This window comes from Paracoccus sanguinis, assembly GCF_900106665.1.
In the GTDB taxonomy this organism is placed as follows: domain Bacteria; phylum Pseudomonadota; class Alphaproteobacteria; order Rhodobacterales; family Rhodobacteraceae; genus Paracoccus; species Paracoccus panacisoli.
The window spans coordinates 42,192-64,584 of sequence record NZ_FNNA01000001.1 but is presented as its reverse complement, the minus strand read 5'-3'; the positions used below and the strand labels follow the sequence as shown (position 1 = coordinate 64,584).

At 70.7% G+C, this 22,393-nt stretch carries 19 protein-coding genes, 1 tRNA gene and 1 pseudogene; 11 read left to right on the top strand and 10 right to left on the bottom strand.

Annotated elements, in window-relative coordinates:
• The first annotated feature begins 117 nt into the window (after positions 1-117).
• From mgtE to BLW17_RS00325, 7 genes are all read left to right on the top strand, one after another.
• On the top strand, positions 118-1,503 hold the full coding sequence (gene mgtE / locus BLW17_RS00355; protein WP_036701362.1) for a magnesium transporter: 1,386 nt from the start codon (positions 118-120) through the stop codon (positions 1,501-1,503).
• Between the two features lie 9 nt (positions 1,504-1,512).
• Positions 1,513-2,079, top strand: a complete 567-nt coding sequence (locus BLW17_RS00350; RefSeq protein WP_231572709.1) for a 5-formyltetrahydrofolate cyclo-ligase — start codon at positions 1,513-1,515, stop codon at positions 2,077-2,079.
• Between the two features lie 417 nt (positions 2,080-2,496).
• The gene (locus BLW17_RS00345; RefSeq protein WP_036731096.1) at positions 2,497-6,132 is read left to right on the top strand and encodes a vitamin B12-dependent ribonucleotide reductase; all 3,636 of its coding nucleotides are present in this window, start codon (positions 2,497-2,499) and stop codon (positions 6,130-6,132) included.
• 12 nt (positions 6,133-6,144) lie between these two features.
• Positions 6,145-6,333, top strand: coding sequence for a hypothetical protein (locus tag BLW17_RS00340; protein ID WP_036707887.1), 189 nt, complete (start codon positions 6,145-6,147; stop codon positions 6,331-6,333).
• Between the two features lie 217 nt (positions 6,334-6,550).
• Complete coding sequence (locus tag BLW17_RS00335) at positions 6,551-8,215, top strand: formate--tetrahydrofolate ligase (RefSeq protein ID WP_036731094.1); 1,665 nt, start codon at positions 6,551-6,553, stop codon at positions 8,213-8,215.
• A 72-nt stretch (positions 8,216-8,287) separates the two neighbouring features.
• Positions 8,288-8,779: a GAF domain-containing protein gene (locus tag BLW17_RS00330; protein ID WP_036731092.1), complete on the top strand. Its 492-nt coding sequence runs from the start codon at positions 8,288-8,290 to the stop codon at positions 8,777-8,779.
• Positions 8,776-9,159 (top strand): YigZ family protein, encoded by a 384-nt coding sequence (locus BLW17_RS00325; RefSeq protein ID WP_052176166.1) that lies wholly within the window; start codon positions 8,776-8,778, stop codon positions 9,157-9,159. Before BLW17_RS00330 ends, BLW17_RS00325 begins: the two co-directional genes overlap by 4 nt.
• On the opposite strand, the gene BLW17_RS00320 is transcribed toward BLW17_RS00325, so the two are convergent.
• Positions 9,138-9,213 (bottom strand) — tRNA-Ile (locus BLW17_RS00320). The two genes, BLW17_RS00325 and BLW17_RS00320, sit on opposite strands and share 22 nt — an antisense overlap.
• 102 nt (positions 9,214-9,315) lie before the next feature.
• On the opposite strand from BLW17_RS00320, the gene purM reads away from it, so the two are divergent.
• Positions 9,316-10,359 carry a phosphoribosylformylglycinamidine cyclo-ligase gene (gene purM, locus BLW17_RS00315; RefSeq protein WP_036731088.1) on the top strand — a complete coding sequence of 348 codons (1,044 nt, stop codon included), beginning with the start codon at positions 9,316-9,318 and terminating at the stop codon, positions 10,357-10,359.
• A gap of 11 nt (positions 10,360-10,370) precedes the next feature.
• A complete protein-coding gene (gene purN / locus BLW17_RS00310) occupies positions 10,371-10,982 on the top strand; it encodes a phosphoribosylglycinamide formyltransferase (RefSeq protein WP_036731143.1) in 612 nt (203 codons plus the stop codon).
• A 106-nt stretch (positions 10,983-11,088) separates the two neighbouring features.
• Here purN and BLW17_RS00305 read toward each other — a convergent pair whose 3' ends face one another.
• The 7 genes and pseudogenes from BLW17_RS00305 to BLW17_RS00275 form a co-directional block, all read right to left on the bottom strand.
• Entirely contained in the window at positions 11,089-12,432 is a 1,344-nt protein-coding gene (locus BLW17_RS00305; RefSeq protein ID WP_036731086.1) for a branched-chain amino acid ABC transporter permease, read from the bottom strand.
• A gap of 15 nt (positions 12,433-12,447) precedes the next feature.
• Positions 12,448-13,449, bottom strand: coding sequence for a branched-chain amino acid ABC transporter permease (locus BLW17_RS00300; RefSeq protein ID WP_036731084.1), 1,002 nt, complete (start codon positions 13,447-13,449; stop codon positions 12,448-12,450).
• 136 nt (positions 13,450-13,585) lie between these two features.
• Positions 13,586-14,053: a hypothetical protein gene (locus tag BLW17_RS00295; RefSeq protein WP_036731082.1), complete on the bottom strand. Its 468-nt coding sequence runs from the start codon at positions 14,051-14,053 to the stop codon at positions 13,586-13,588.
• 3 nt (positions 14,054-14,056) lie between these two features.
• Entirely contained in the window at positions 14,057-14,737 is a 681-nt protein-coding gene (locus BLW17_RS00290; protein WP_216593447.1) for an ABC transporter ATP-binding protein, read from the bottom strand.
• Positions 14,738-15,015: 278 nt separating this feature from the next.
• Positions 15,016-15,792: pseudogene (locus tag BLW17_RS00285) on the bottom strand (ABC transporter ATP-binding protein); the annotation flags it as partial.
• A gap of 145 nt (positions 15,793-15,937) precedes the next feature.
• Positions 15,938-17,122: an ABC transporter substrate-binding protein gene (locus BLW17_RS00280; protein ID WP_036731080.1), complete on the bottom strand. Its 1,185-nt coding sequence runs from the start codon at positions 17,120-17,122 to the stop codon at positions 15,938-15,940.
• A gap of 147 nt (positions 17,123-17,269) precedes the next feature.
• On the bottom strand, positions 17,270-18,454 hold the full coding sequence (locus tag BLW17_RS00275; protein WP_036731078.1) for an ABC transporter substrate-binding protein: 1,185 nt from the start codon (positions 18,452-18,454) through the stop codon (positions 17,270-17,272).
• A 219-nt stretch (positions 18,455-18,673) separates the two neighbouring features.
• Between BLW17_RS00275 and BLW17_RS00270 the strand changes: the two genes are divergently transcribed.
• On the top strand, positions 18,674-20,095 hold the full coding sequence (locus BLW17_RS00270) for a class II 3-deoxy-7-phosphoheptulonate synthase (protein WP_052176163.1): 1,422 nt from the start codon (positions 18,674-18,676) through the stop codon (positions 20,093-20,095).
• Between the two features lie 64 nt (positions 20,096-20,159).
• On the opposite strand, the gene BLW17_RS00265 is transcribed toward BLW17_RS00270, so the two are convergent.
• Both BLW17_RS00265 and BLW17_RS00260 read right to left on the bottom strand, forming a co-directional pair.
• A complete protein-coding gene (locus tag BLW17_RS00265; protein ID WP_052176156.1) occupies positions 20,160-20,984 on the bottom strand; it encodes a PAS domain-containing protein in 825 nt (274 codons plus the stop codon).
• Between the two features lie 95 nt (positions 20,985-21,079).
• Complete coding sequence (locus tag BLW17_RS00260; protein ID WP_036701386.1) at positions 21,080-21,652, bottom strand: LabA-like NYN domain-containing protein; 573 nt, start codon at positions 21,650-21,652, stop codon at positions 21,080-21,082.
• Positions 21,653-21,705: 53 nt separating this feature from the next.
• Between BLW17_RS00260 and folK the strand changes: the two genes are divergently transcribed.
• Positions 21,706-22,296 (top strand): 2-amino-4-hydroxy-6-hydroxymethyldihydropteridine diphosphokinase, encoded by a 591-nt coding sequence (gene folK, locus BLW17_RS00255; RefSeq protein ID WP_036731076.1) that lies wholly within the window; start codon positions 21,706-21,708, stop codon positions 22,294-22,296.
• Positions 22,297-22,393: the final 97 nt, after the last annotated feature.

The following is a 22,393-nucleotide window of genomic DNA, read 5'->3' as shown; positions in this document are numbered from 1 at the left end:
TTTTGGCGGCGAAATGACAGCTTGCGTCGCGGCGCCCTCGGTCCCGGTGCATTGTCTCGGGGCGGGTGAACGGCCTATGGTCGCGCCGCAACCCACCCTCTGCCGAAGGCCGCCCGCATGACTGACCCGCGCCCGCGCGACAACGACCCCGAGGACGACGACTTCGTCCCCGCCCGCGCGTTGGTGGCCGAGGTCGTCGAGGCCATCGACGCGGGCGACGCGGCCGGGCTGAACGCACTGCTTGAACCCGTCCACGGCGCCGACATCGCCGACCTCATCGAGCAGCTTCCGCCGCACCGGCGGCGCGAGTTCATCCGCCTCTACTCGGGCGAGATCGACGCCGAGATCCTGACCGAGATCGACGAATCGCTGCGCGAGGAGGTCATCGAGCAGCTCCCGCGCGAGGTCGTGGCCGAGGCCGTCCGCGAGATGGACACCGACGACGTGGTGGACCTGCTCGAGGACCTCGACCCGCCCGAGCGCGAACAGATCCTCGCCGCGCTCGACGCCGAGGACCGGGTCGCGGTCGAGCAGTCGCTGACCTATCCCGAATACTCCGCCGGCCGCCTGATGCAGTCCGAGGTTGTGACCGCGCCGCAGCACTGGACGGTGGGCGAGACCATCGACTTCCTGCGCCGCGAGGACTGGCTGCCGGACCAGTTCTATCACGTCATCCTGGTCGATCCGCGCCGCCATCCGGTCGGCTACGTGACGCTCGGCCGGCTGCTCTCGGCGCAGCGCACGACCCGGCTGGCCGACATCGCCGAGGACAGTTTCCGCACCATCGGCGTGCTGCAGGACGAAGGCGACGTGGCCTACGCCTTCAACCAGTATCACCTCATCTCGGCCCCGGTCGTGGATGCCGACGACCGGCTGGTCGGCGTCATCACCATCGACGACGCGATGGGCGTGCTGGACGAGGAGCACGAAGAGGACATGCTGCGCCTCTCGGGCGTCAACGAGGAAAGCCACGTCTCGGACGGCGCCTTCGCCACCGCCCGCCAGCGGCTGCCGTGGCTGGTGGTGAACCTCTTCACCGCGTCGCTCTCGGCCATCGTGATCTCGCGCTTCGAGGACACGATCTCGTCGCTGGTGATGCTCGCCGCGCTGATGCCGATCGTCGCCTCGACCGGCGGCATCGCCGGCACCCAGTCGCTCGCGGTCGCGGTGCGGGCGCTGGCCACCCGCGACCTGACCTCGAGCAACGCCCGCCGCGTCGTGCGGCGCGAGCTTTTCGCGGGGATGCTGAACGGCATGGGGCTGGCACTGATCCTCGGCCTCGCGGGGACGCTGATCTTCGGCGATCCGAAGCTGGGGATGGTGCTGGCGATGGCGATGATCGTGAACCAGATCGTGGCCGCGCTGGGGGGCGTTCTGGTGCCGCTGACGCTCGAGCGGCTGGGGCTCGACCCGGCGCTGGCCTCCGGCACGTTCGTCACCACGCTGACCGACGTGATGGGGTTCCTGGCCTTCCTCGGCCTCGCCACCGTGATCCTGTTGTGAGGGTGCGCCGTGGGCGGTGACGTGGACGCGGATGTCGTGGCGCAGAAGACGGCGCTGCGGACGCAGGCGCTGACCGGGCGGCTTGCGGGCGGCGATGCGGCGGCGCTGGCGGCGAACCTGAGGCGGGCGCTCGCCCCCCACGCGGGGCGGGTGCTCGCCGGCTACTGGCCGATGCGCGGCGAGGCCGATCCCCGTCCGGCGATGGAGGCCCACGACGGCCCGCTGTGCCTGCCCGTGGTGCCGGGGCGTGGGCAGCCGCTGGTCTTTCGCCTCTGGCGCGGCGAGGCGCTGGTGCCGGGCAGCTTCGGCACCTCGAACCCGCCCGATTCGGCGCCCGAGGTCACGCCCGAGGTGCTGATCGTGCCGCTGGTCGGGTTCGACGCGGCGCTGCAGCGGCTGGGCTACGGCGGCGGGTTCTATGACCGCACGCTGGCCCGGCTGCGCGCCGCCGGGCCGGTCACGGCGATCGGGCTCGGCTGGGCGGGGCAGCAGCTGCCAGCGATTCCCGCGACGGCGACGGACGAGCGGCTCGATGCGATCGTCACCGACCGTGGCATCCTCGCCACCCCGGCCTGATCCCCCCGCAGGGGTCGCGCTGTGGATGGCCCTGTGGACAACCCTTGATAACTGCTGAACGACCGCCCCCAAGGCGCGCGCGGGGCTGATTTTTTCGGCCGCGCCGCGGTGATTCCCAAGCGCCGTTAACCTTCGAGTCGCAGCTCGATCGGGGCGTCACAACTCCGGCGTGTCAACCAAAGATGTCCGTCGACGGCGCAAATAATCCGCTTGAAGAGACGGCTCCGACGCTTCACTTTGTGTGAGCCGGCGGACGAGACCACCACATCTAGTTGCCGGCCGAGGGGTGACACGACAACCGACAGCGCCGCGGCGGCACCCTCGCCGCCCGCCTTCCGCCAGCCGGCGGGGGGCGTGCAAGCGGCCCGGACCAGACCAACCAGCGCGGCCCGAGACCGCGGACCAGAGGGGCGAAGGATGAAGATCGACCGGCGTTACACCACCACCGAAACGGGCGCCTACGGCGGCATCGACTTCGTCACCACCACCTCGGAAATCCGCAACCCGGACGGCACCGTGGTGTTCCGCAACGACGCCGTCGAAGTCCCCGAGGGCTGGAGCCAGGTCGCCAGCGACGTCATCGCGCAGAAATACTTCCGCAAGGCGGGGGTGCCCGCGCGCCTCAAGCGGGTCAAGGAAAAGGGCGTCCCCGAGTTCCTGTGGCGCTCGGTCGCCGACGAGGCGGCGCTCGCCGCGCTGCCCGAGGGTGAGCGGAACGTGGGCGAGACCTCGGCGCGGCAGGTGTTCGACCGGCTGGCCGGCGCCTGGGCCTACTGGGGCTGGAAGGGCGGCTACTTCACCACCGAGGCCGACGCCCGCGCCTATTACGACGAGATGCGCCACATGCTCGCCCGGCAGATGGGGGCGCCGAACAGCCCGCAGTGGTTCAACACCGGCCTGCACTGGGCCTACGGCATCGACGGCCCGAGCCAGGGGCATTTCTACGTCGACTACCGCACCGGCGCGCTGGTCAAGTCCGACAGCGCCTATGAGCACCCGCAGCCGCACGCCTGCTTCATCCAGTCGGTCTCGGACGACCTCGTGAACGAGGGCGGGATCATGGACCTGTGGGTCCGCGAGGCGCGGCTGTTCAAATACGGCTCGGGGACCGGCACCAACTTCTCGTCGCTGCGCGGCGAGGGCGAGAAGCTCTCGGGTGGCGGCAAGTCGTCGGGGCTGATGGGCTTCCTCAAGATCGGGGACCGCGCGGCGGGCGCGATCAAGTCGGGCGGGACCACGCGGCGGGCGGCCAAGATGGTCATCTGCGACATGGACCACCCCGACATCGAGCAGTTCATCAATTGGAAGGTCATTGAGGAGCAGAAGGTCGCCTCGCTGGTCGCCGGCTCGAAGCAGCACGAGGCGAAGCTGAACGAGATCTTCGCGGCGATCCGTCAGTGGGATGGCAGCGCAGAGGGCGCCACCGATCCGGCCCAGAACGCCGCGCTGAAGGGGGCGATCCGCGCCGCCAAGCGCGCCATGATCCCCGAGACCTACATCAACCGGGTTCTGCAATACGCCCGCCAAGGCTTTGATTCGATCGAGTTTCCGACCTACGACACCGACTGGGATTCGGAAGCCTACGCCTCGGTCTCGGGCCAGAACTCGAACAACTCGGTCCGCGTCACCGACGCCTTCCTCAAGGCGGTGCGCGAGGATGCCGACTGGGCGCTGATCCGCCGCACCGACGGCAAGACCGCCAAGACCGTCAAGGCGCGCGAGCTGTGGGATCAGATCGGCCATGCCGCCTGGGCCTGCGCCGACCCCGGCATCCAGTTCCACGACACCGTGAACGCCTGGCACACCTGCCCCGAGGACGGGCCGATCCGCGGCTCGAACCCGTGCTCGGAGTACATGTTCCTTGACGACACGGCCTGCAATCTCGCGTCGATGAACCTGCTGACCTTCCTGAATGGCGGGCAGTTCGACGCACAGGGTTACGTGCACGCCACCCGGCTGTGGACCGTGACGCTCGAGATCAGCGTGCTGATGGCGCAGTTCCCGTCCAGGGAGATCGCGCAGCGCAGCTACGACTTCCGCACCCTCGGCCTCGGCTATGCCAACATCGGCGGACTGCTGATGAACCTCGGGCTTGGCTATGACAGCGACGAGGGCCGGGCGCTCTGCGGGGCGCTGACCGCGCTGATGACCGGCGTCAGCTACGCCACCTCGGCCGAGATGGCGGGCGAGCTCGGGCCCTTCCCGGGCTATGCGAAGAACGCCGACCACATGCTGCGGGTGATCCGCAACCACCGCGCCGCGGCGCACGGCACCGAGGCCTACGAGGCGGTGAACGTCGCCCCCGTGGCGCTGGACGTGGAGAACTGCCCCGACCCGGAGCTCGCCGTCATGGCGCAGCGGGCCTGGGACAAGGCGCTCGCGCTCGGCGAAGAGCACGGGTTCCGCAATGCCCAGACGACGGTGATCGCGCCGACCGGCACCATCGGCCTCGTCATGGACTGCGACACCACCGGGATCGAGCCCGACTTCGCGCTGGTGAAGTTCAAGAAGCTGGCCGGCGGCGGCTACTTCAAGATCATCAACCAGTCGGTGCCGGCGGCGCTGGAAACCCTCGGCTACGGCTCGGCCCAGATCGAGGAGATCGTGGCTTACGCCGTCGGCCACGCCTCGCTCGGCAACTGCCCCGGCATCAACCACGCAGCCCTGGTCGGCCACGGCTTCGGCCCGCGCGAGCTGGAAAAGGTGGACGCGGCGCTGGCGTCCGCCTTCGACATCCGCTTCGTCTTCAACCAGTGGACGCTGGGCGAGGATTTCTGCAAGGGCACCCTCGGCATCCCGGCCGAGAAGCTGTCGGACCCGGGCTTCGACCTGCTGCGCCACCTCGGCTTCACCCGCGCCCAGATCGACGCGGCCAACGACCACGTCTGCGGCACGATGACGCTGGAAGGCGCGCCGTTCCTCAAGCCCGAGCATTACGCCGTCTTCGACTGCGCCAATGCCTGCGGCAAGAAGGGCACCCGCTACCTGTCGGTGGACAGCCACATCCGCATGATGGCCGCCGCGCAGTCCTTCATCTCGGGCGCGATCTCGAAGACCATCAACATGCCGAACTCGGCCACCATCGCCGACGCGCTCGCGGCCTATGAGCTGTCCTGGTCGCTGGGGATCAAGGCCAACGCGCTCTACCGCGACGGCTCGAAGCTCTCGCAGCCGCTCGCGAGCGCGCTGGTCGAGGATGACGACGAGGCCGCCGAGGTGCTCGAATCCGGCTCGGCGCAGGAAAAGGCCACCGTCATCGCCGAGAAGATCGTCGAGCGCATCATCGTCAAGGAGGCCATCCGCTCGAACCGCGAAAAGCTGCCCGCGCGCCGCAAGGGCTATACCCAGAAGGCGATCATCGGCGGCCACAAGGTCTATCTGCGCACCGGCGAATACGACGACGGCAAGCTGGGCGAGATCTTCATCGACATGCACAAGGAAGGTGCGGGCTTCCGCGCCATGATGAACAACTTCGCCATCGCCGTGTCGGTGGGCCTGCAGTACGGCGTGCCGCTCGAAGAATTCGTGGACGCCTTCACCTTCACCCGGTTCGAGCCGGCGGGGATGGTGCAGGGCAACGACTCGATCAAGAACGCGACGTCGATTCTCGACTACATCTTCCGCGAGCTGGCGGTCAGCTACCTCGACCGGACCGACCTCGCCCACGTCAAGCCGAACGGCACCAGCTTCGACGACCTGGGTAACGGCCACCGCGAAGGCCAGCCCGAGCTGGTCCCGGCCGAGACCGGCGCCTCGAAGTCGGTCGAGCTGCTCAAGCAGATCAGCTCGACGGGCTACCTGCGCAAGCGGATGCCGCAAGAGCTGATGGTGCTGCAGGGCGGCGTCTCGACCGTCGCCGTCGCCTCGGGCTTGGCCGAGGAGGCCGCGGTCTTCGAAAGCACCACCGTCGCCGTGACGATGGACGCGCGCACCAAGGCGAAGATGCAGGGGTATGAGGGCGACCCCTGCGGCGAGTGCGGCAACTACACGCTGGTGCGCAACGGCACCTGCATGAAGTGCAACACCTGCGGCGGCACCTCGGGCTGCAGCTGAACGGAGGGCGAGATGGCGACCAACACCGGAGACGGCTATCGCAAGGGATCGGTCACCGACCGCACCCAGACGCAGCACCCCTCGGGCGACTGGGTCAAGCGCGACACCAGGACCGGCGAGTTCATGGACCGCAAGTCCACTGACGGCCCCTTCAAGGGCGTCGCCAGGGAACCGGACGGGCGCCGCAGCCCGCAGAAATGACCGGCCACCCGGCCGGGCACGACCTCCGACCCGGGACCGGGCGGGGAACCTGTCGAGTTGAGCCAAGACGCGCGGAGTAACCGCGGGACAGGGACAGATCGCCGTCCGGGGCCAGCCTCGGGCGGCGATGCCGTGTCGGGCTTGGCGGCACCGCGCCGCCGCGGCTAGGGTGCCGCCACCCGGCGTCCAGACCGGGGCCGACCACGGGGGGGACATCATGCTGACCGATATCGAGATCGCGCGCGCCGCGACCCCGCGCAACATCGCCGAGATCGCCGCACGGCTCGACATCGGGGCCGGCGACATCCTGCCCTACGGCCACGACAAGGCGAAGATTTCGCGCGATTTCATCGCCGGTCTCGACGGTGCGCCCGAGGGGCGGCTGGTGCTCGTCACCGCGATCAACCCCACGCCTGCGGGCGAGGGCAAGACCACCACCACGGTGGGCCTGGGCGATGCGCTGAACCGGATCGGCAAGGCCGCGACGGTCTGCATCCGCGAGGCCAGCCTCGGCCCGAACTTCGGGATGAAGGGCGGCGCGGCCGGTGGCGGGCGGGCGCAGGTCATTCCGATGGAGGACATGAACCTTCACTTCACCGGCGATTTCCACGCCATCACCAGCGCCCACAACCTGCTCGCGGCGCTGATCGACAACCACATCCACTGGGGCAACGCGCTCGACATCGACCCGGGGCGGGTGGCTTGGCGGCGGGTGATGGACATGAACGACCGCGCGCTGCGGTCGCTGGTGCTGGGGCTGGGCGGCCCCGCGAACGGCACCCCGCGGGAAAGCGGCTTCGACATCACCGTGGCCTCCGAGGTGATGGCGATCCTGTGTCTTGCGAACGATCTCAATGACTTGCAGGAGCGTCTGGCGCGGATCATCGTCGCCCGGACCCGCGACGGGCGGCCGGTGACGGCGCGCGACCTCAAGGCGGATGGGGCGATGACGGTGCTGCTCAGGGACGCGCTGCAGCCGAACCTCGTCCAGACGCTCGAGAACAACCCGGCGCTCGTCCACGGCGGGCCGTTCGCCAACATCGCGCATGGCTGCAACTCGGTCATCGCCACGCGGACGGCGCTGCGGCTGTCGGATTACGTCGTGACCGAAGCTGGCTTCGGGGCCGACCTCGGGGCGCAGAAGTTCTTTGATATCAAGTGCCGGGCGGCCGGGCTGCGGCCCGCGGCGGTGGTGTTGGTGGCGACGGTGCGGGCGCTCAAGATGAACGGCGGGGTGGCGCGGGCCGACCTCGGGACCGAGGATGTCGCGGCGGTCCGGCGCGGGTTGCCGAACCTCTTGCGGCATATCGAGAACCTGCGCCTCTACGGCCCGCCGGTGGTCGTGGCGATCAACCATTTCTCGAGCGATTCCAAGGCGGAAGCGCAGGCGATCATCGACGCGGCGGCGGCGGTCGGGGTGACGGCGGTCGTCTGCCGCCACTGGGCTGAGGGCGGGGCAGGGGCCGAGGATCTCGCCCGGGCGGTCGTCGCGGCCGCCGAAACGCAGAGCGATTTCAACCTCTTGTATCCCGACGACCTGCCGCTGTGGGAGAAGGTCGAGACGATCTGCACCCGCATCTACCGCGCCGATCACGTCGAGGCGCTGCCCGCGGTGCGCCGCCAGCTTGACGAGTGGCAGGCCGCCTTCGGCCATCTGCCGGTCTGCATGGCCAAGACGCAGTACAGTTTTTCGAGCGATCCCAAGCTTTTGGGCGCGCCCGAGGGCCACGTCATCCCGATCCGCGAGGTCCGGCTGTCGGCCGGCGCAGGCTTCGTCGTGGCGATCTGCGGCGACATCATGACCATGCCCGGCCTGCCGCGCGAACCCGCCGCCGACCGCATCGGCCTCGATGCCGCCGGTGAGGTCGTCGGGCTGTTCTGATGTTCGTGCAAGGTTCGTGCAGCGTTCATGCACGGTTCATGCGAATGCCATGCCGACGAAAGCGCCCCTCCCATGAGCCATGATCTGAGCGCGGCACTCGCCGATCCCGACCCGCAGGCGGCACTCGGGGCGCTCGAGGCGCTGGTGCAGGCGACGGTCGGGGCGCGGCTCTACACCGTCATGGCGCTCGACCCCGACACGGGGATGGCGCGACGGGTCTGGACCAGCGACCCCGACACCTACCCGGTCGGCGGCGAGAAGCCGCTGCCCGAGAACCGCTGGACCGAGATCGTCATCCGCGCCCGCCGGACCTGGGTCGCCAACACGCCCGAAGAGGTTGCCGAACTGCTCTTCGACCACGCCACCATTGCCCGGCTGGGCTGCGGTGCGGCGCTGAACCTGCCGGTCACGGTCGGGGGGCGGGTGATCGGCACGGTCAACCTGCTCGACCGCGCCGGGCATTTCACCCCGGACCGCGTGGCCGCCGCCGAGGCGCTGCGCCTGCCCGCGCAGGCGGTGCTGATGCGGGTGGCGCTGGCCCGCGCGGCGGACGGGGCGGCATGACACTGACCACTTTCGACCGGATCATCCGCGACCGCGGCTCGGTCTATGCCGTCTCGGGCGGCCCGGTCGCCGACCGCGCGGCGATCGACGCGGCGCTGGCCGCGCTGACGGCGCAGCGGAGGTTCGCCAAGGCCACCCACAACTCGTGGGCCGCGCGGATCGGGGGCGAGGGGCTCAAGGCCGACGACGGCGAGGCGGGCGCGGGCGCGATCATCCTGCGGATGCTCGAGACCGAGGGGCTGGACGACCACGTGGTCGTGGTGACGCGCTGGTACGGCGGCAAGCACCTGGGCGGCGACCGCTTCCGGCACGTGATCGGCGCGGTGCGGCATTACCTCGCCGAGCGGCCGCTAGGCAGTGGTAGGGCCGGAGGGACTTGAACCCCCAACCAAGGCGTTATGAGCGCCCTGCTCTGACCATTGAGCTACAGCCCCACGCCTTTCGCCTAGTCAGCCGCGGCGCCCGGGTCAAGCGCGGCGCGTTGCGGGCCGCACGGGCTTGCGCTATCGGGGGGCAGCATCACCGAGGGGGCCCCGATGACCGAGAACAGCGCCTTGACCTATGCCCAGGCGGGCGTGGACATCGATGCCGGCAACGCGCTGGTGGACCGGATCAAGCCGGCCGCGAAATCCACCGACCGGCCCGGCGTCATGTCGGGGCTGGGCGGGTTCGGAGCGCTCTTCGACCTCAAGGCCGCGGGCTATGCCGACCCGGTGCTGGTCGCCGCGACCGACGGGGTGGGCACCAAGCTCAGGATTGCCATCGACACCGGGATCGTCGCAGGCGTCGGCACCGACCTGGTGGCGATGTGCGTCAACGACCTCGTCTGCCAGGGCGCCGAGCCGCTGTTCTTCCTCGACTATTTCGCCACCGGCAAGCTCGACGTGGCGCAGGCCGCCGCGGTGGTCGAGGGGATCGCCGCGGGCTGCAAGGCCGCCGGCTGCGCGCTGATCGGCGGTGAGACCGCCGAGATGCCGGGGATGTATCACGGCGGCGACTTCGACCTTGCCGGCTTCGCGGTCGGCGCGATGGAGCGGGGGGCGCATCTGCCGCAGGGCGTGGCCGAGGGCGACGTGCTGCTGGGCCTCGCCTCGAGCGGGGTGCATTCGAACGGCTATTCGCTGGTGCGCCGGATCGTCGAGCGCACCGGGCTCGGCTGGGACGCCGCGGCGCCTTTTGGCCGTGGCACGCTGGGGGCTGCGCTGCTCGAGCCGACGCGGCTTTACGTCCGCCCGGTGCTCGAGGCGATGCGCGCGGGCGGGGTCCATGCCGCGGCCCATATCACCGGCGGCGGGATCACCGAGAACCTGCCGCGGGTGCTGCCCGAGGGACTCGGCGCGATCGTCGATCTGGACGCGTGGGAGCCGCCGGCCCTGTTCCGCTGGCTCGCCGAAGAGGGCGGGGTGTCCGAGGCCGAGATGCTCAAGACCTTCAACTGCGGGATCGGCATGATCCTCGTCGTGGCGCGCGACCGGGCGCAGCCGCTGGCCGCCAGCCTGCGCGCCGCGGGCGAGACGGTGCGCGAGATCGGCGAGGTCGGCGGCCGCGCCGGCGTAGGCTACACCGGCACGCTGTGGTGAACGGCGCCGTGGTGAGCGGGGCCGTCACCAAGGGTCCGCGCCGGGTCGCCATCCTGATCTCGGGCGGCGGGTCGAACATGGTCGCGCTGGCCGACAGCATGACCGGCGACCACCCGGCCCGCCCGGTGCTGGTGCTGTCGAACGATCCTGCCGCCGGGGGGCTCGCCAAGGCCGCCGCCCGCGGCATCCCGACGGCTGCCGTCGATCACCGGCCCTTCCGGGGCGACCGCGCGGCGTTCGAGGCGGCGCTGCTCGCGCCGCTCGAAGCGGCGCGGCCGGACATCATCTGCCTCGCCGGGTTCATGCGCATCCTGACGCCGGGGTTCGTTGCGCGCTTTGCCGGGCGGATGCTGAACATCCACCCCTCGCTGCTGCCGCTCTATCCCGGGCTCGACACCCATGCCCGGGCGCTGGCGGCCGGGGATGCCGAGGCGGGGGCGAGCGTGCATCTGGTGACGCCGGAACTCGACGGCGGGCCGATTCTCGGGCAGGCGCGGGTGCCGGTCGAAGCGGGCGACACGCCCGAGACGCTGGCGGCGCGGGTGCTGGCCGCCGAGCACCGGCTTTATCCCGCCGTGCTGCGCCGCTTTGCGGCGGGCGAGACCGGGCGGCTCGACCTCTGACGGGGGCACGCTGACCCGCGCGAGGCGCGGGCGGGACCGCCGGATGCCTCCGGCGGGGATATTTTTGTCCAGCCCGAAGCGAGGCCGGGGGGCTGGCCCCCGCGGCTCAGCGCTCGGGCAGGAGGCCGCGCGGGGCGAAGCGGAGCACCGCGAGCAGCAGTAGGCCCATGGCGAGGAAGCGCATCTGCGGCGCGGTCTCGGTCAGGTGGCGCAGCAGCGGGCCGTCCGAGAGCGGCAGGGTCAGGAGCGACATGAGCGCCGGGCCCCAGACCTCGGCCTTGATCCACAGGAACCAGATCAGCACCGCGCCCAGCACCGCGCCCCAGTTGTTGCCCGAGCCGCCGACGATCACCATCACCCAGATGAGGAAGGTGTAGCGCAGCGGGTTGTAGCCGCCCGGCGCCATCAGCCCGTCGAGCGTCACCATCATCGCCCCCGAAAGCCCGATCACCGCCGAGCCGAGCACGAAGAGCTGCAGGTGGCGGCGGGTGACGTCCTTGCCCATGGCGCGGGCGGCGGTCTCGTTGTCGCGGATGGCGCGCATCATCCGGCCCCAGGGCGAGTGCAGCGCCAGCTCGGCCAGCAGGATCAGCGTCAGCACCACGGCGACGAAGATCGCGAGGTAGCAGAGCTTGACGTAGATCCCCGAGAAGGTCGCGGCGTCATAGCCCCAGCGGGCGGCGGCGGCGACGAAGTCTGGGTTGGACTGCAGTTGCAGCTCGTAGGGGACCGGGCGCGGGATGCCGGTGATGTTGAGGACGCCGCGGGCGAGCCAGCCCTCGTTCTTGAGGATGGCCACGATGATCTCGCCGATGCCCAGCGTGGCGATGGCGAGATAGTCCGAGCGGAGCCCCAGCGCGACCTTGCCCACCCCCCAGGCAGCGAGCGCGGCGAAGACCATGCCGACCGGCCAGGACAGCAGGACCGGCAGCCCGAGGCCGCCGATGTTGCCGGCGTTCGCCGGGTTGTTGGCCTCGATCGCGGCGATGGCGGGGTCGAAGACCTGCCGGGTGAGGATGTAGCCGCCGATCAGGATCGCCGCCGGCACCCAGATCCGGGCGGCGCGGCGCAGGCGGCCAGCGGCGGCGATGGCGAGGACCAGCGTGGCGAGGCCGAGCGCGAGCGCGAGCATCAGCCGCGGCCCGCCCGCCGCCCAGGCGCCCGCGACCGGCTGGGTCGAGATGAGCACAGGCGCGAGGCCGCCGAGCGCCACGAAGCCCACGACGCCGGCGTTGAAGAGCCCGCCATAGCCCCAGATCATGTTGACCCCGAGCGCGGTCACCGCCGAGATCAGGCCCATGTTGAGGATGGCGAGCGAACTGTTCCACGACCCCGAGAAGAGCGCGTTCGAGACCGTGCCCTCGAGCACGAAGAGCACCGCGAGTACGGCGAACAGCAGCGGGCCGCGCAGCGGGCTGGCGGAGGTGTCGGCTTGGCGGGTGGAGGACATCGGCGGCTCCGCGGGTCAGTAGGCCTTGCCGCGGAACAGCCCCGTGGGGCGCACCAGCAGCACGACGATCAGGATGACGAAGCTGATCGCCAGCTTGTATTCGGTGCCGAGCATCTGCAGCAGGCCGGTCGGCTCGAACCCGAGATATTCGGCGATCTTCTTCCAGGGGTAGGTCAGGGCGACCTCGGAAAAGGCGATCAGGAACCCGCCGGCGATGGCGCCCATCGGGTTGCCGAGGCCGCCCACGATGGCGGCCGCGAAGATCGGCAGCAGGATCTGGAAATAGTTGAAGGCCTTGAAGGACTTGTCGAGGCCGTAAAGCGTGCCCGCGGTGACCGCGAGGGCGATGGCGATGATCCAGGTCAGCCGCACCACCCGGTCGGGGTCGATGCCCGAGAGGAGCGCGAGATCCTCGTTGTCGGCATAGGCGCGCATCGCCTTGCCGGCCCGGGTGCGGTTGAGGAAGCGGAAGAGCGCCCAGACGGCGAGGGCGGCGACGACCAGGGTGATGACCTGCGTGGTCCTGAGGGCGAGCCCCTCGTCGAGTCCGGTCCAGGCGCGGAACTGCGGGACCGAGACGACGAAGCGGGCGCCGTCGGCGAACTGGATCTCGCCCACGCCGATCAGCAGGCGGGTGAGGCCGTTCATCACGAACATCACGCCCACCGAGGCCATGACGACGACGATCGGCGCGGCCTTGACGCGGCGGTAGTGGCGATAGACCCAGCGGTCGGTCAGCAGCGCCAGCACCACCGTAAGCGCGATCCCCAGGGGCAGCGCCAGCAGCGCCGTCGGCAGCGGGCCGAAGCTGACCCCCATCGACTGCAGCCACCAGGTCAGCAGGATCACGATGGCGGTGCCGAAGGCCATGGTGTCGCCATGGGCGAAGTTCGAGAACCGCAGGATGCCGTAGATCAGCGTGACCCCCAGCGCGCCGAGCGCGAGCTGCGCGCCGTAGGCCGCGGCGGGGATGACGACGAAGTTCAGGATCGCGACGAGCGCGTTCAGCAGGTCCATCAGCTCTCTCTCGAGGGGGCGTCGCGGTGACGCGCGGGCGCAGAGGCGGCGCCCTGCGGGCGGCGGATCGCGGACGGGGCCGCGGGATGCCTCCGGCGGGGATATTTCTGTCCAGCCCGAGGGGCGGCAGAGGGGGTCATGGCGTCACCCGGCAGAGGCCGCGCAGGTTCTGGACCGCGCGAGGCGTGCTGAGGCTCAGCGTGGCGTGGTGGTGGTCGCGGTCGATGTAGAGGACCGTGCGGCCGGCGTCGAAGATCAGCGTGCGGCCGCGCTTGAAGAACCGCGCCGGGCGCGGGCCCTCGGGGCCGATCAGCATCGGGGCGGCGGACCACGGGTGGATGACCGCAACGCTGCGGGCGGTGCCGTCGGAGGCGGGGTCGAGCGCGCAGGCGATGCCGCGCACGCCCGCCGCACCGGGCAGGATCGCGTCGGCGGGCAGCGCGGTGGCGGGATTGACCGCGGCCGGGTCGTGGATCGACGGCGGGTCGGCCAGCGCCGCCACCGCGGGCGGCAGCGTGGCCGGGGCCGGAGCCGCTGGCGCGGATTGCGCCAGCGCGGCCGCGGGCAGGGCGAGGGCGAGGGTCAGCGGGGCGAGCCGGCGCATCGGTCAGCCCCCGAGGAAGGTGCGGCGCACCTCGGGGTCGGCCATCAGCTCGGCCCCGGTGCCGGTATAACGGTTGGTGCCCTGCACCAGCACATAGCCGATGTCGGCGATCTCGAGCGCCTGGCGGGCGTTCTGTTCGACCATGAGGATCGAAATGCCGGTGCGGGCGATCTCGATGATGCGGTCGAAGAGTTCGTCCATGACGATGGGCGAGACGCCCGCGGTGGGCTCGTCCAGCATCAGAAGCTTCGGCTGGGTCATCAGCGCCCGGCCCACCGCGACCTGCTGGCGCTGGCCGCCGGACAGCTCGCCCGCGTTCTGGCGGCGCTTGTCGGCCACGGCGGGGAAGAGGTGGTACACCTGCTCCATCGTGGCGCGGAAATTGTCGTCGCGGATATAGGCGCCCATCTCGAGGTTTTCCTCGACCGTCATGGTCGGGAAGACGTTGGCGGTCTGCGGCACGAAGCCCATGCCGCGGCGCACCCGGTCCTGCGGGGTGAGCCCGGCGATGTCGTGCCCGTCGAGCGTCACCGTGCCCTCGCGCAGGTCGAGCATCCCGAACACGGCCTTCATCGCGGTGGATTTGCCGGCGCCGTTGGGGCCGACGATCACCGCGATCTCGCCGCGGTCCACGCTGAGGTCGCAGCCGTTCAGGATGTCGGCCTTGCCGTAGCCGCCGCGCATCCCGGTCGCCGAGAGATAGGGCAGGGTGCCGTCCGGGCGGGTGCCGGCGGCGCCGGGGCGCGGGCGGGCATGGGCCGGCGTCTGGGTCTGGGTCTGGGTTTGCGTCTGGGTCTGCATCATGGCCGCACCTCGGTGCCGGGGTCGTCGAGTTCGCCCAGCGGTCCTCGGGTGGTGCCCGGCGAGGTCGCAGCCCCCGACGCGCTCACGGGACGGCCCGCCTCGGCGCCGAGGCCGGGCTGGGCGCCGTGGCCCTCGTGGCGGCGGGTTTCCTCGGCCATCTCGGCCTGGACCTTGTTCTTGAGGCCGCGGCCGAGATAGGCCTCGATCACCGCCTCGTTCTGCATGATGCTGTCGGCCGAGCCCTGCGCCAGCACCTTGCCCTCGGCCATCACGATCACCGGGTCGCAGAGCTTGCCGATGAAATCCATGTCGTGCTCGATCACGCAGAAGGTGTAGCCGCGTTCCCTGTTCAGCCGCAGGATCGCGTCGGCGATGGTCATGAGCAGCGTGCGGTTCACGCCCGCGCCGACCTCGTCCAGGAACACGATCTTGGCGTCGACCATCATGCAGCGGCCGAGTTCCAGAAGCTTCTTCTGCCCGCCCGAGAGGTTGCCGGCCTTTTCCTCGGCCACGTGGCTGATGGTGAGGAAGTCCAGCACCTCATCCGCGCGGGCGAGGAGCGCGCGTTCCTGATCGGCGATGCGCTTGCGGCCGAACCAGGTGTTCCACAGCGTTTCGCCCGACTGCGCGGGCGGCACCATCATCAGGTTCTCGCGCACGGTCATCGAGGAGAACTCATGCGCCATCTGGAAGGTGCGCAGCAGGCCCTTGTGGAAGAGCTTGTGCGGGGCGAGGCCGGTGATGTCCTCGCCGTCCATCACCACGCGCCCCGAGGTGGGCGGCAGGACGCCGGCGATGACGTTGAAGAGCGTCGACTTGCCCGCGCCGTTCGGGCCGATCAGGCCGGTGATCGAGCCGGTGGCGATGGTCAGGCTCGCCCCGTCCACGGCGCGGAAGCCCCCGAAATGCCGGTGCAGGTCATGGACCTGGATCATGCGTCCCTCGTTTCCCTCTCGCGCCCGGTGGCCGTTCCCGCCGGGGCCGCGGCGCCCCGCAGGGCGCCGCCAGTCTGGTCAGGTGCCGCCCCCGCCGGCGGCGGCTGGCGCGCGGCCCCCGCACCGGGCGGGCGCCGCGACCGGATCAGTGCGTCTTGACCGCGTTGAGCGTGCCGCCCTTGAAGTCGACCTCGCGGTAGGTGCCGGCGCTTTCGCCCGGGCCGACCAGTTCGACGGCGCTCGCGCCGACATAGTCGATGTCCTTGCCGTCGGCCAGCAGCTCGAGCGCCTTGGCCAGCTCGCCGGGCATGATCTTCTCGCCCGGGGCGTTGGCCACGTCCATCACCTTGTCCTTGTAGACCTTGGGATCGGCTGACTTGGCGGCCTGCATGGCGAGGATCAGCAGCGCGGCGGCGTCATAGGCCTCGGCGGCGAAGGCGTCCGAGCCCTCGAAGCCCGACTCCTTGGCCTTGGCGATGAAGGCGTCGCGGCCCTCGCCCTCGGCCGAGGGGTTCTGGCCGAACGAGGTCTCGAGCTCCTTGCCGAACTTGTCGACGAGGGTCTGGCTGACCATGCCGTCGGTGAAGACGAAGGTGTTGAAGGCCCCCGAATCGAGCGCCCCGCGCACGATCCCCGAGCCGCCCTGGTCGACGTAGCCCGCCACGACCAGCGCGTCGCCGCCGGCGGCGGCCAGCGCCGCGACCTCGGCCGCATAGTCGGCCTTGCCGTCGTCATGGGCGGCGGTGATGGTGATCTTGCCGCCCTTGCCCTCGTAGGCCGACTTGAACGACTCGGCGAGGCCCTTGCCGTAGTCGTTGTTGGTGTAGGTCACGGCGACCGACTTGATCCCGCGCTCGAGGATGATGTCGGCCATCACCTCGCCCTGGCGCGCGTCCGAGGGCGCGGTGCGGAAGAAGAAGCCCTTGTCGTCGATCGTGGTCAGCGCGGGCGAGGTGGCCGAGGGGGCGATCATCACGACGCCGTTCGGCACCGCGACCTTTTCCAGGCTGGCGATGGTCTCGCCCGAGCACATCCCGCCGACGATGCCCGCGACCTTGTCCGAGGTCACCAGCCGCTCGACCGCGGTCACGGCGGCGGCGGCATCGGCGCAGGTGCTGTCGGCCTGGACGATCGAGAAGGTGGTGCCGTCCATCGCCTTGCCCGAGTCGTTGGCTTCCTTGACCGCCATCTCGACGCCCTTGAGCATCGACGGCGCCATCGACTCGAGCGGGCCGGTGAAGCCGAGCGAGACGCCCAGCTTGACGTCGGCGGCCAGCGCGCCCGAGGCGGTGAGAGCTGCCACGGCGGTGGCGAGCATCAGGTTCTTCATTCTGGTCTTCTCCCTGCTGTGTGTGCGGCGGCGGTCCGTTGATGGCCGCCTTGTCCGCGGGTTCCGCCGCGCCCCGGGCGGGGGCACGGCGTAGGTCCGGCGTCCGCCGCGGCCGGGGACGGGCCCCGGACTGCGGCGGCGCGCGTGTCAGCGCATCTTGACGACGTTGAGCGTGCCGCCCTTGAAATCGACCTCGCGGAAGGTGCCGGCGCTTTCGCCCGGCTCGATCAGCTCGACCGACGAGGCGCCGTCATAGTCGATGTCGGTGCCGGCGGCCAAAAGCTCGAGGCCCTTGGCCAGCTCGCCCACGCCGATCTTCTCGCCGGGGCCGTTCGCCACCTCCATGATCTTGTCCTTGTAGACCTTGGGATCGGTGGACTTGGCGGCCTGCATCGCCAGCAGCATCAGGGCGGCGGCGTCATAGGCCTCGCCCGAATAGACGGCGCTGCCGTCGAAGCCCGCGGCCTTGGCGAGTTCGGTGAACTTGTCACGGCCGGCGCCTTCGGACGAGGGGTTCTGACCGAACGAGGTCTCGAGCTCGGCGCCGAACTTGTCGATCAGCGCCTGGCCCACCATCCCGTCGGGCATGATGAAGGTCGAGAACGCGCCGGAATCGAGCGCCCCGCGCACGATCCCCGAGCCGCCCTGGTCGACGTAGCCGACCACGGCCAGCGCATCGCCGCCGGCAGCGGCCAGCGCCGCGACCTCGGCCGAATAGTCGGCCTTGCCGTCGTCATGCGCGGCGATCATCGTGACCTTGCCGCCCTTGCCTTCGTAGGCCGTCTTGAACGCCTCGGCGAGGCCCTTGCCGTAGTCGTTGTTGGTGTAGGTGACCGCCACCGACTTGACCCCGCGCTCGAGCGCGATGTCGGCCATGACGTCGCCCTGGCGGGCGTCGGACGGCGAGGTGCGGAAGAAGAAGCCCTTGTCGTCGATGGTCGAGAGCGCCGGCGAGGTGGCCGAGGGCGAGATCATCACCATGCCGTTCGGCACGGCCACGCGCTCGAGGCTGGCGATCGTCTCGCCCGAGCACATCCCGCCCATGATCCCGTTGACCTTGTCCGAGGTCACCAGCCGCTCGACCGCGGCGACCGAGGCTGCGGCGTCGGCGCAGGTGTTGTCGGCGCGCACGGCCTCAACCTTGGCGCCGTCCATCAGCTTGCCCGACTCGCTGATCTCCTTGATGGCGAGCTCGGCCCCGTTGGCCATCTGCGGCGCCATCGACTCGAGCGGGCCGGTGAAGCCCATCGAGATGCCGATCTTGACGTCCTCGGCGGTGGCCATGCCGACCGAAAGCGCGGTGGCGGCGGTGGCGAGCAGCAGTTTCTTCATGGTGATCCGTTCTCCAGACACAGTCTGGAACGAGAGACTAGGCAGGTTGCCGCCGAAAGGAAAGCACCCGCTGCATAGCCGCTATGCAGGACCATCCGTGCGCCCCTCGGCCCGCCGGGTGCCGCGGACCGGCTTTCCTCGCCCGCGCGGCGTCACTATATTCGCCCGGTGTTTCATCGAGGATCGTCCGTCATGCCGCAGGATACCAGTTCGACCGCCATGCCGCTCAGCGCCAAGACCGAGGCCCCCCGCCGTTCCGCGGGCGCCCCGGACTGGAGCCGGCAGGGCTGGCGCACCCGGCCGCGCGTGCAGATGCCCGACTATCCCGACGCCGCCCCCCTGAACGCCGTCGAGGCGCAGCTGTCGCGCTTTCCGCCGCTGGTCTTCGCGGGCGAGGCGCGCCGCCTCAAGGCGCATCTGGCCGATGCCGCCGCGGGCCGGGCGTTCCTGTTGCAGGGCGGCGACTGCGCCGAGAGCTTTGCCGAGTTCTCGGCCGACAACATCCGCGACACCTTCAAGGTGATGCTGCAGATGGCGGTGGTGCTGACCTGGGGCGCGCAGATGCCGGTGGTCAAGGTCGGTCGCATGGCCGGGCAGTTCGCCAAGCCGCGCTCGGCGCCGACCGAGGTGATGGGGGGCGTCGAGCTGCCCTCCTACCGCGGCGACATCATCAACGGCTTCGACTTCACCGACGCGGCCCGCGTCCCCGACCCGCAGCGGATGCTGCAGGCCTACACGCAGGCGGCGGCCTCGCTGAACCTGCTGCGCGCATTCTCGACCGGGGGTTATGCCGACATCCACCGGGTGCAGAGCTGGATCGCCGATTTCACCGGCGGGCCGGAGGCGGCGGAGTATCGCGCCATCGCCGACCGGATCAGCGACGCCATGGCCTTCATGCAGGCGGCCGGGGTGTCGTCCGAGACGGCGCACGAGCTGGGCACCGTCGAGTTCTACACCAGCCACGAGGCCTTGCTGCTGGAATACGAAGAGGCGCTGGCGCGGATCGACTCGACCACCGGGCTGCCGGTGGCGGGCTCGGGCCACATGCTCTGGATCGGCGACCGCACCCGGCAGCCGGACGGGGCGCATGTCGAGTTCCTGCGCGGGGTGCAGAACCCGATCGGGCTGAAATGCGGCCCCTCGATCAGCGAGGATGACCTGAAGCGGCTCATCGCCACGCTGAACCCGACCAACGAGGCCGGCCGACTGACGCTGATCGCGCGCTTCGGGGCGGGCAAGGTGGGCGACCACCTGCCGCGGCTGATCCGCACCGTGCAGGCGGAAGGGGCCAACGTGCTCTGGTGCTGCGACCCCATGCACGGCAACACGATCAAGGCGGCCTCGGGCTACAAGACCCGGCAGTTCGACCAGGTGCTGCGCGAGGTGCGGGAGTTCTTCGCCGTCCACGCCGCCGAGGGCAGCGTGCCGGGGGGCGTGCATTTCGAGATGACCGGACAGGACGTGACCGAGTGCACCGGCGGCGTCCGGGCGGTCACCGACGAGGATCTGTCGAGCCGCTACCACACCGCCTGTGACCCGCGGCTGAATGCCAGCCAGTCGCTGGAACTGGCGTTCCTCGTGGCCGAAGAGCTGCGGGCGCGGCGCACCGGCACCCCGGTCGGGCTGCGCGACGCGGTCTGAAGCGCAGCGGCCTTGCCGAAACCGAAGGGCGCCCCGCGGGGCGCCCTTTGTCGTCAATCGGTCTTCAGTCGTTCGAGATGACGCGGAAGCGGGCGCGGCGCTCCTCGGGCGTCTCGTCCTCGCGGATCGCCGGGCGCGGCGCGGGCGCGTCGAAGAGCGGCGGCATCGTCGGCAGCGACGGGGGCCGCCCGGCCGCGGGACGGCGCCGGGGGACGGGGGCCGGGGAGTCGGCGTCGTCGGCCGCGAACGGCTCGCCGCGCCACGGCGCGGGCGGCTCGGCGAAGCCGTGCATCGAGGGCTGCGGGGTCAGGACGCGCGCGCCCTCGACCACCGGCATCGCGCGGTCGGCGGCGATGTCGAAGCGGCGCGGGGCGGTGCCGATCTCGCCCTCGGTCGCGAGGCACCCGAGCGCGCGGGACACGTCGCCCAGGTCCGACTTGAGCGGCATGAGCAGCATCCGCCCGGTCAGCGCCGGGCGGCCGTAGCCGACCGGCCCGATCAGGTCCAGCTCGGCGATCTGCGGTCCCTTGAACACCGCCTCGAGCACGTCGCTCAGCCGCCCGCGCGAGGGGGCGTTGAGGACCGAGCAGAGAGGCATCCCCCGCACCTCCATCCCCATCAGGTCGACGAGGTGGCGCCCGGCGAGGCGGAAGCGCGCGGCCCCGGGGGCCACCCGCTCGAGGATGAAGGCGAAGGGCAGGGCGGCGCGCAGCCCGGCCGGCTCGACATCGGCGCGCGAGGGCACCGCCCGGCCGCGGCGCAGCGACAGCCAGTAGTCGCGCAGCGCCCCCGCCACCCGGTCCGGGCTGCGGGCGTCGAAGTCGGACAGGCGCAGCAACCGCTCGGGTCCGAGCGGGGCGGTCTTGCCGTCGTCGTTGTTGCGGGTCATGGCACAATGGTCCTCGATACGGCTCGGATCATAACGCGGCGGCGGCGCGAACGTCTCGGCCGATCTTACCCAAGGGTTAAGATCGGCGGTTCAGATCAGGCCTCGACCGCCGGGGCAGGCTCGGCAGGGTCGCGGGTCTCGCGCGGGGGGCGGCCGATGATCTCGCGCAGGGCGTCGAGTTCGATGAAGTTGTCGGCCTGCCGGCGCAGCTCGTCGGCGATCATCGGCGGCTGGCTGCGCATGGTCGAGACGACCGACACCCGCACCCCCTGGCATTGCAGCGCCGCCACCAGCGGGCGGAAGTCGCCGTCGCCCGAGAACAGCACCGCATGGTCGAGCCGCGGGGCCAGCGCCAGCGCATCGACCGCCAGTTCCACGTCCATGTTGCCCTTGACCCGGCGCCGGCCCATCGAGTCGGTGTATTCCCGCGCCGGTTTCGAGACGATGGCGAAGCCGTTGTAGTTCAGCCAGTCGATCAGCGGCCGGACGGGCGAGTATTCCTCGTTCTCGAGCAGCGCCGTATAGTAGTAGGCGCGGACCAGCTTGCCGCGCCGCTCGAATTCCTGCCGCAGCAGCTTGTAGTCGAGATCGAACCCGAGCGCCTTGGTCGCGGCATGAAGGTTCGCGCCGTCGATGAACAGCGCCAGTCGGTCGTCCTTGTAAAACAATGCCCCAGTCCCCTGCCGAACAAACCCAAGCCGGACCCGCCAACCCACCGCGGATGCTGCGAGAAAACCTAGCCCTGCTCGCCCTTGGCGCAAACCTGTCCTGTTGGGCAGGTCCGCCCGAGGCCGCCGTGCGCGTGGCGCTGGGCCGGCTCGGTGCCGAAGGGCTGGGGCTGCGCGCGGTCAGCCGATTCTGGCGCACCCCGGCCCACCCCGCGGGGTCGGGGCCGGACTACGTCAACGCCGCCGCGGTGGTGGCGGCGGGGTCGATGTCGCCCGAGGCGGTGCTGGCCGCCTTGCACCGGGTCGAGGCAGATCTCGGCCGGGTGCGGGACGGGACGCGCTGGGGGGCGCGGGTGATCGACCTCGACCTGCTGGCGATGGGGGGCGAGGTCCGCCCCGACGCGGCGACGCAGGACCGCTGGCGCGCCCTGCCGGCCGCGGCGCAGGTGCAGGTCGCCCCCGACCGGCTGATCCTGCCGCACCCGCGGTTGCAGGACCGCGGCTTCGTGCTGGCGCCGCTGGCCGAGATCGCGCCCGGCTGGGTGCATCCGCGGCTGGGGCAGAGCGTGGCCGCGATGCTGGCAGCGCTCGGCCCCGAGGGGCTGGCGGGGATGGCGCCCGAGGGCGGGCGGGCGCAGGTGTGACAGGCGGCTGAAAACCCTCCGGGGGGCAGCGCGGCTTGACTTTCCCGGTCCGCACCCCCACCTATGCCGCCTTGCCCCACCAGTCGATTCGGAAAGG

Coding starts and splice junctions, on each gene's coding strand:
- folK (WP_036731076.1), top strand. CDS start 21,706: ATGCTGCGAGAAAACCTAGCCCTGCTCGCCCTTGGCGCAAACCTGTCC.
- BLW17_RS00275 (WP_036731078.1), bottom strand. CDS start 18,454: ATGAAGAAACTGCTGCTCGCCACCGCCGCCACCGCGCTTTCGGTCGGC.
- BLW17_RS00330 (WP_036731092.1), top strand. CDS start 8,288: ATGAGCCATGATCTGAGCGCGGCACTCGCCGATCCCGACCCGCAGGCG.
- BLW17_RS00335 (WP_036731094.1), top strand. CDS start 6,551: ATGCTGACCGATATCGAGATCGCGCGCGCCGCGACCCCGCGCAACATC.
- BLW17_RS00340 (WP_036707887.1), top strand. CDS start 6,145: ATGGCGACCAACACCGGAGACGGCTATCGCAAGGGATCGGTCACCGAC.
- BLW17_RS00300 (WP_036731084.1), bottom strand. CDS start 13,449: ATGGACCTGCTGAACGCGCTCGTCGCGATCCTGAACTTCGTCGTCATC.
- BLW17_RS00305 (WP_036731086.1), bottom strand. CDS start 12,432: ATGTCCTCCACCCGCCAAGCCGACACCTCCGCCAGCCCGCTGCGCGGC.
- purM (WP_036731088.1), top strand. CDS start 9,316: ATGACCGAGAACAGCGCCTTGACCTATGCCCAGGCGGGCGTGGACATC.
- BLW17_RS00325 (WP_052176166.1), top strand. CDS start 8,776: ATGACACTGACCACTTTCGACCGGATCATCCGCGACCGCGGCTCGGTC.
- BLW17_RS00280 (WP_036731080.1), bottom strand. CDS start 17,122: ATGAAGAACCTGATGCTCGCCACCGCCGTGGCAGCTCTCACCGCCTCG.
- BLW17_RS00295 (WP_036731082.1), bottom strand. CDS start 14,053: ATGCGCCGGCTCGCCCCGCTGACCCTCGCCCTCGCCCTGCCCGCGGCC.
- BLW17_RS00345 (WP_036731096.1), top strand. CDS start 2,497: ATGAAGATCGACCGGCGTTACACCACCACCGAAACGGGCGCCTACGGC.
- BLW17_RS00290 (WP_216593447.1), bottom strand. CDS start 14,737: ATGCGCGGCGGCTACGGCAAGGCCGACATCCTGAACGGCTGCGACCTC.
- mgtE (WP_036701362.1), top strand. CDS start 118: ATGACTGACCCGCGCCCGCGCGACAACGACCCCGAGGACGACGACTTC.
- BLW17_RS00265 (WP_052176156.1), bottom strand. CDS start 20,984: ATGACCCGCAACAACGACGACGGCAAGACCGCCCCGCTCGGACCCGAG.
- BLW17_RS00270 (WP_052176163.1), top strand. CDS start 18,674: ATGCCGCTCAGCGCCAAGACCGAGGCCCCCCGCCGTTCCGCGGGCGCC.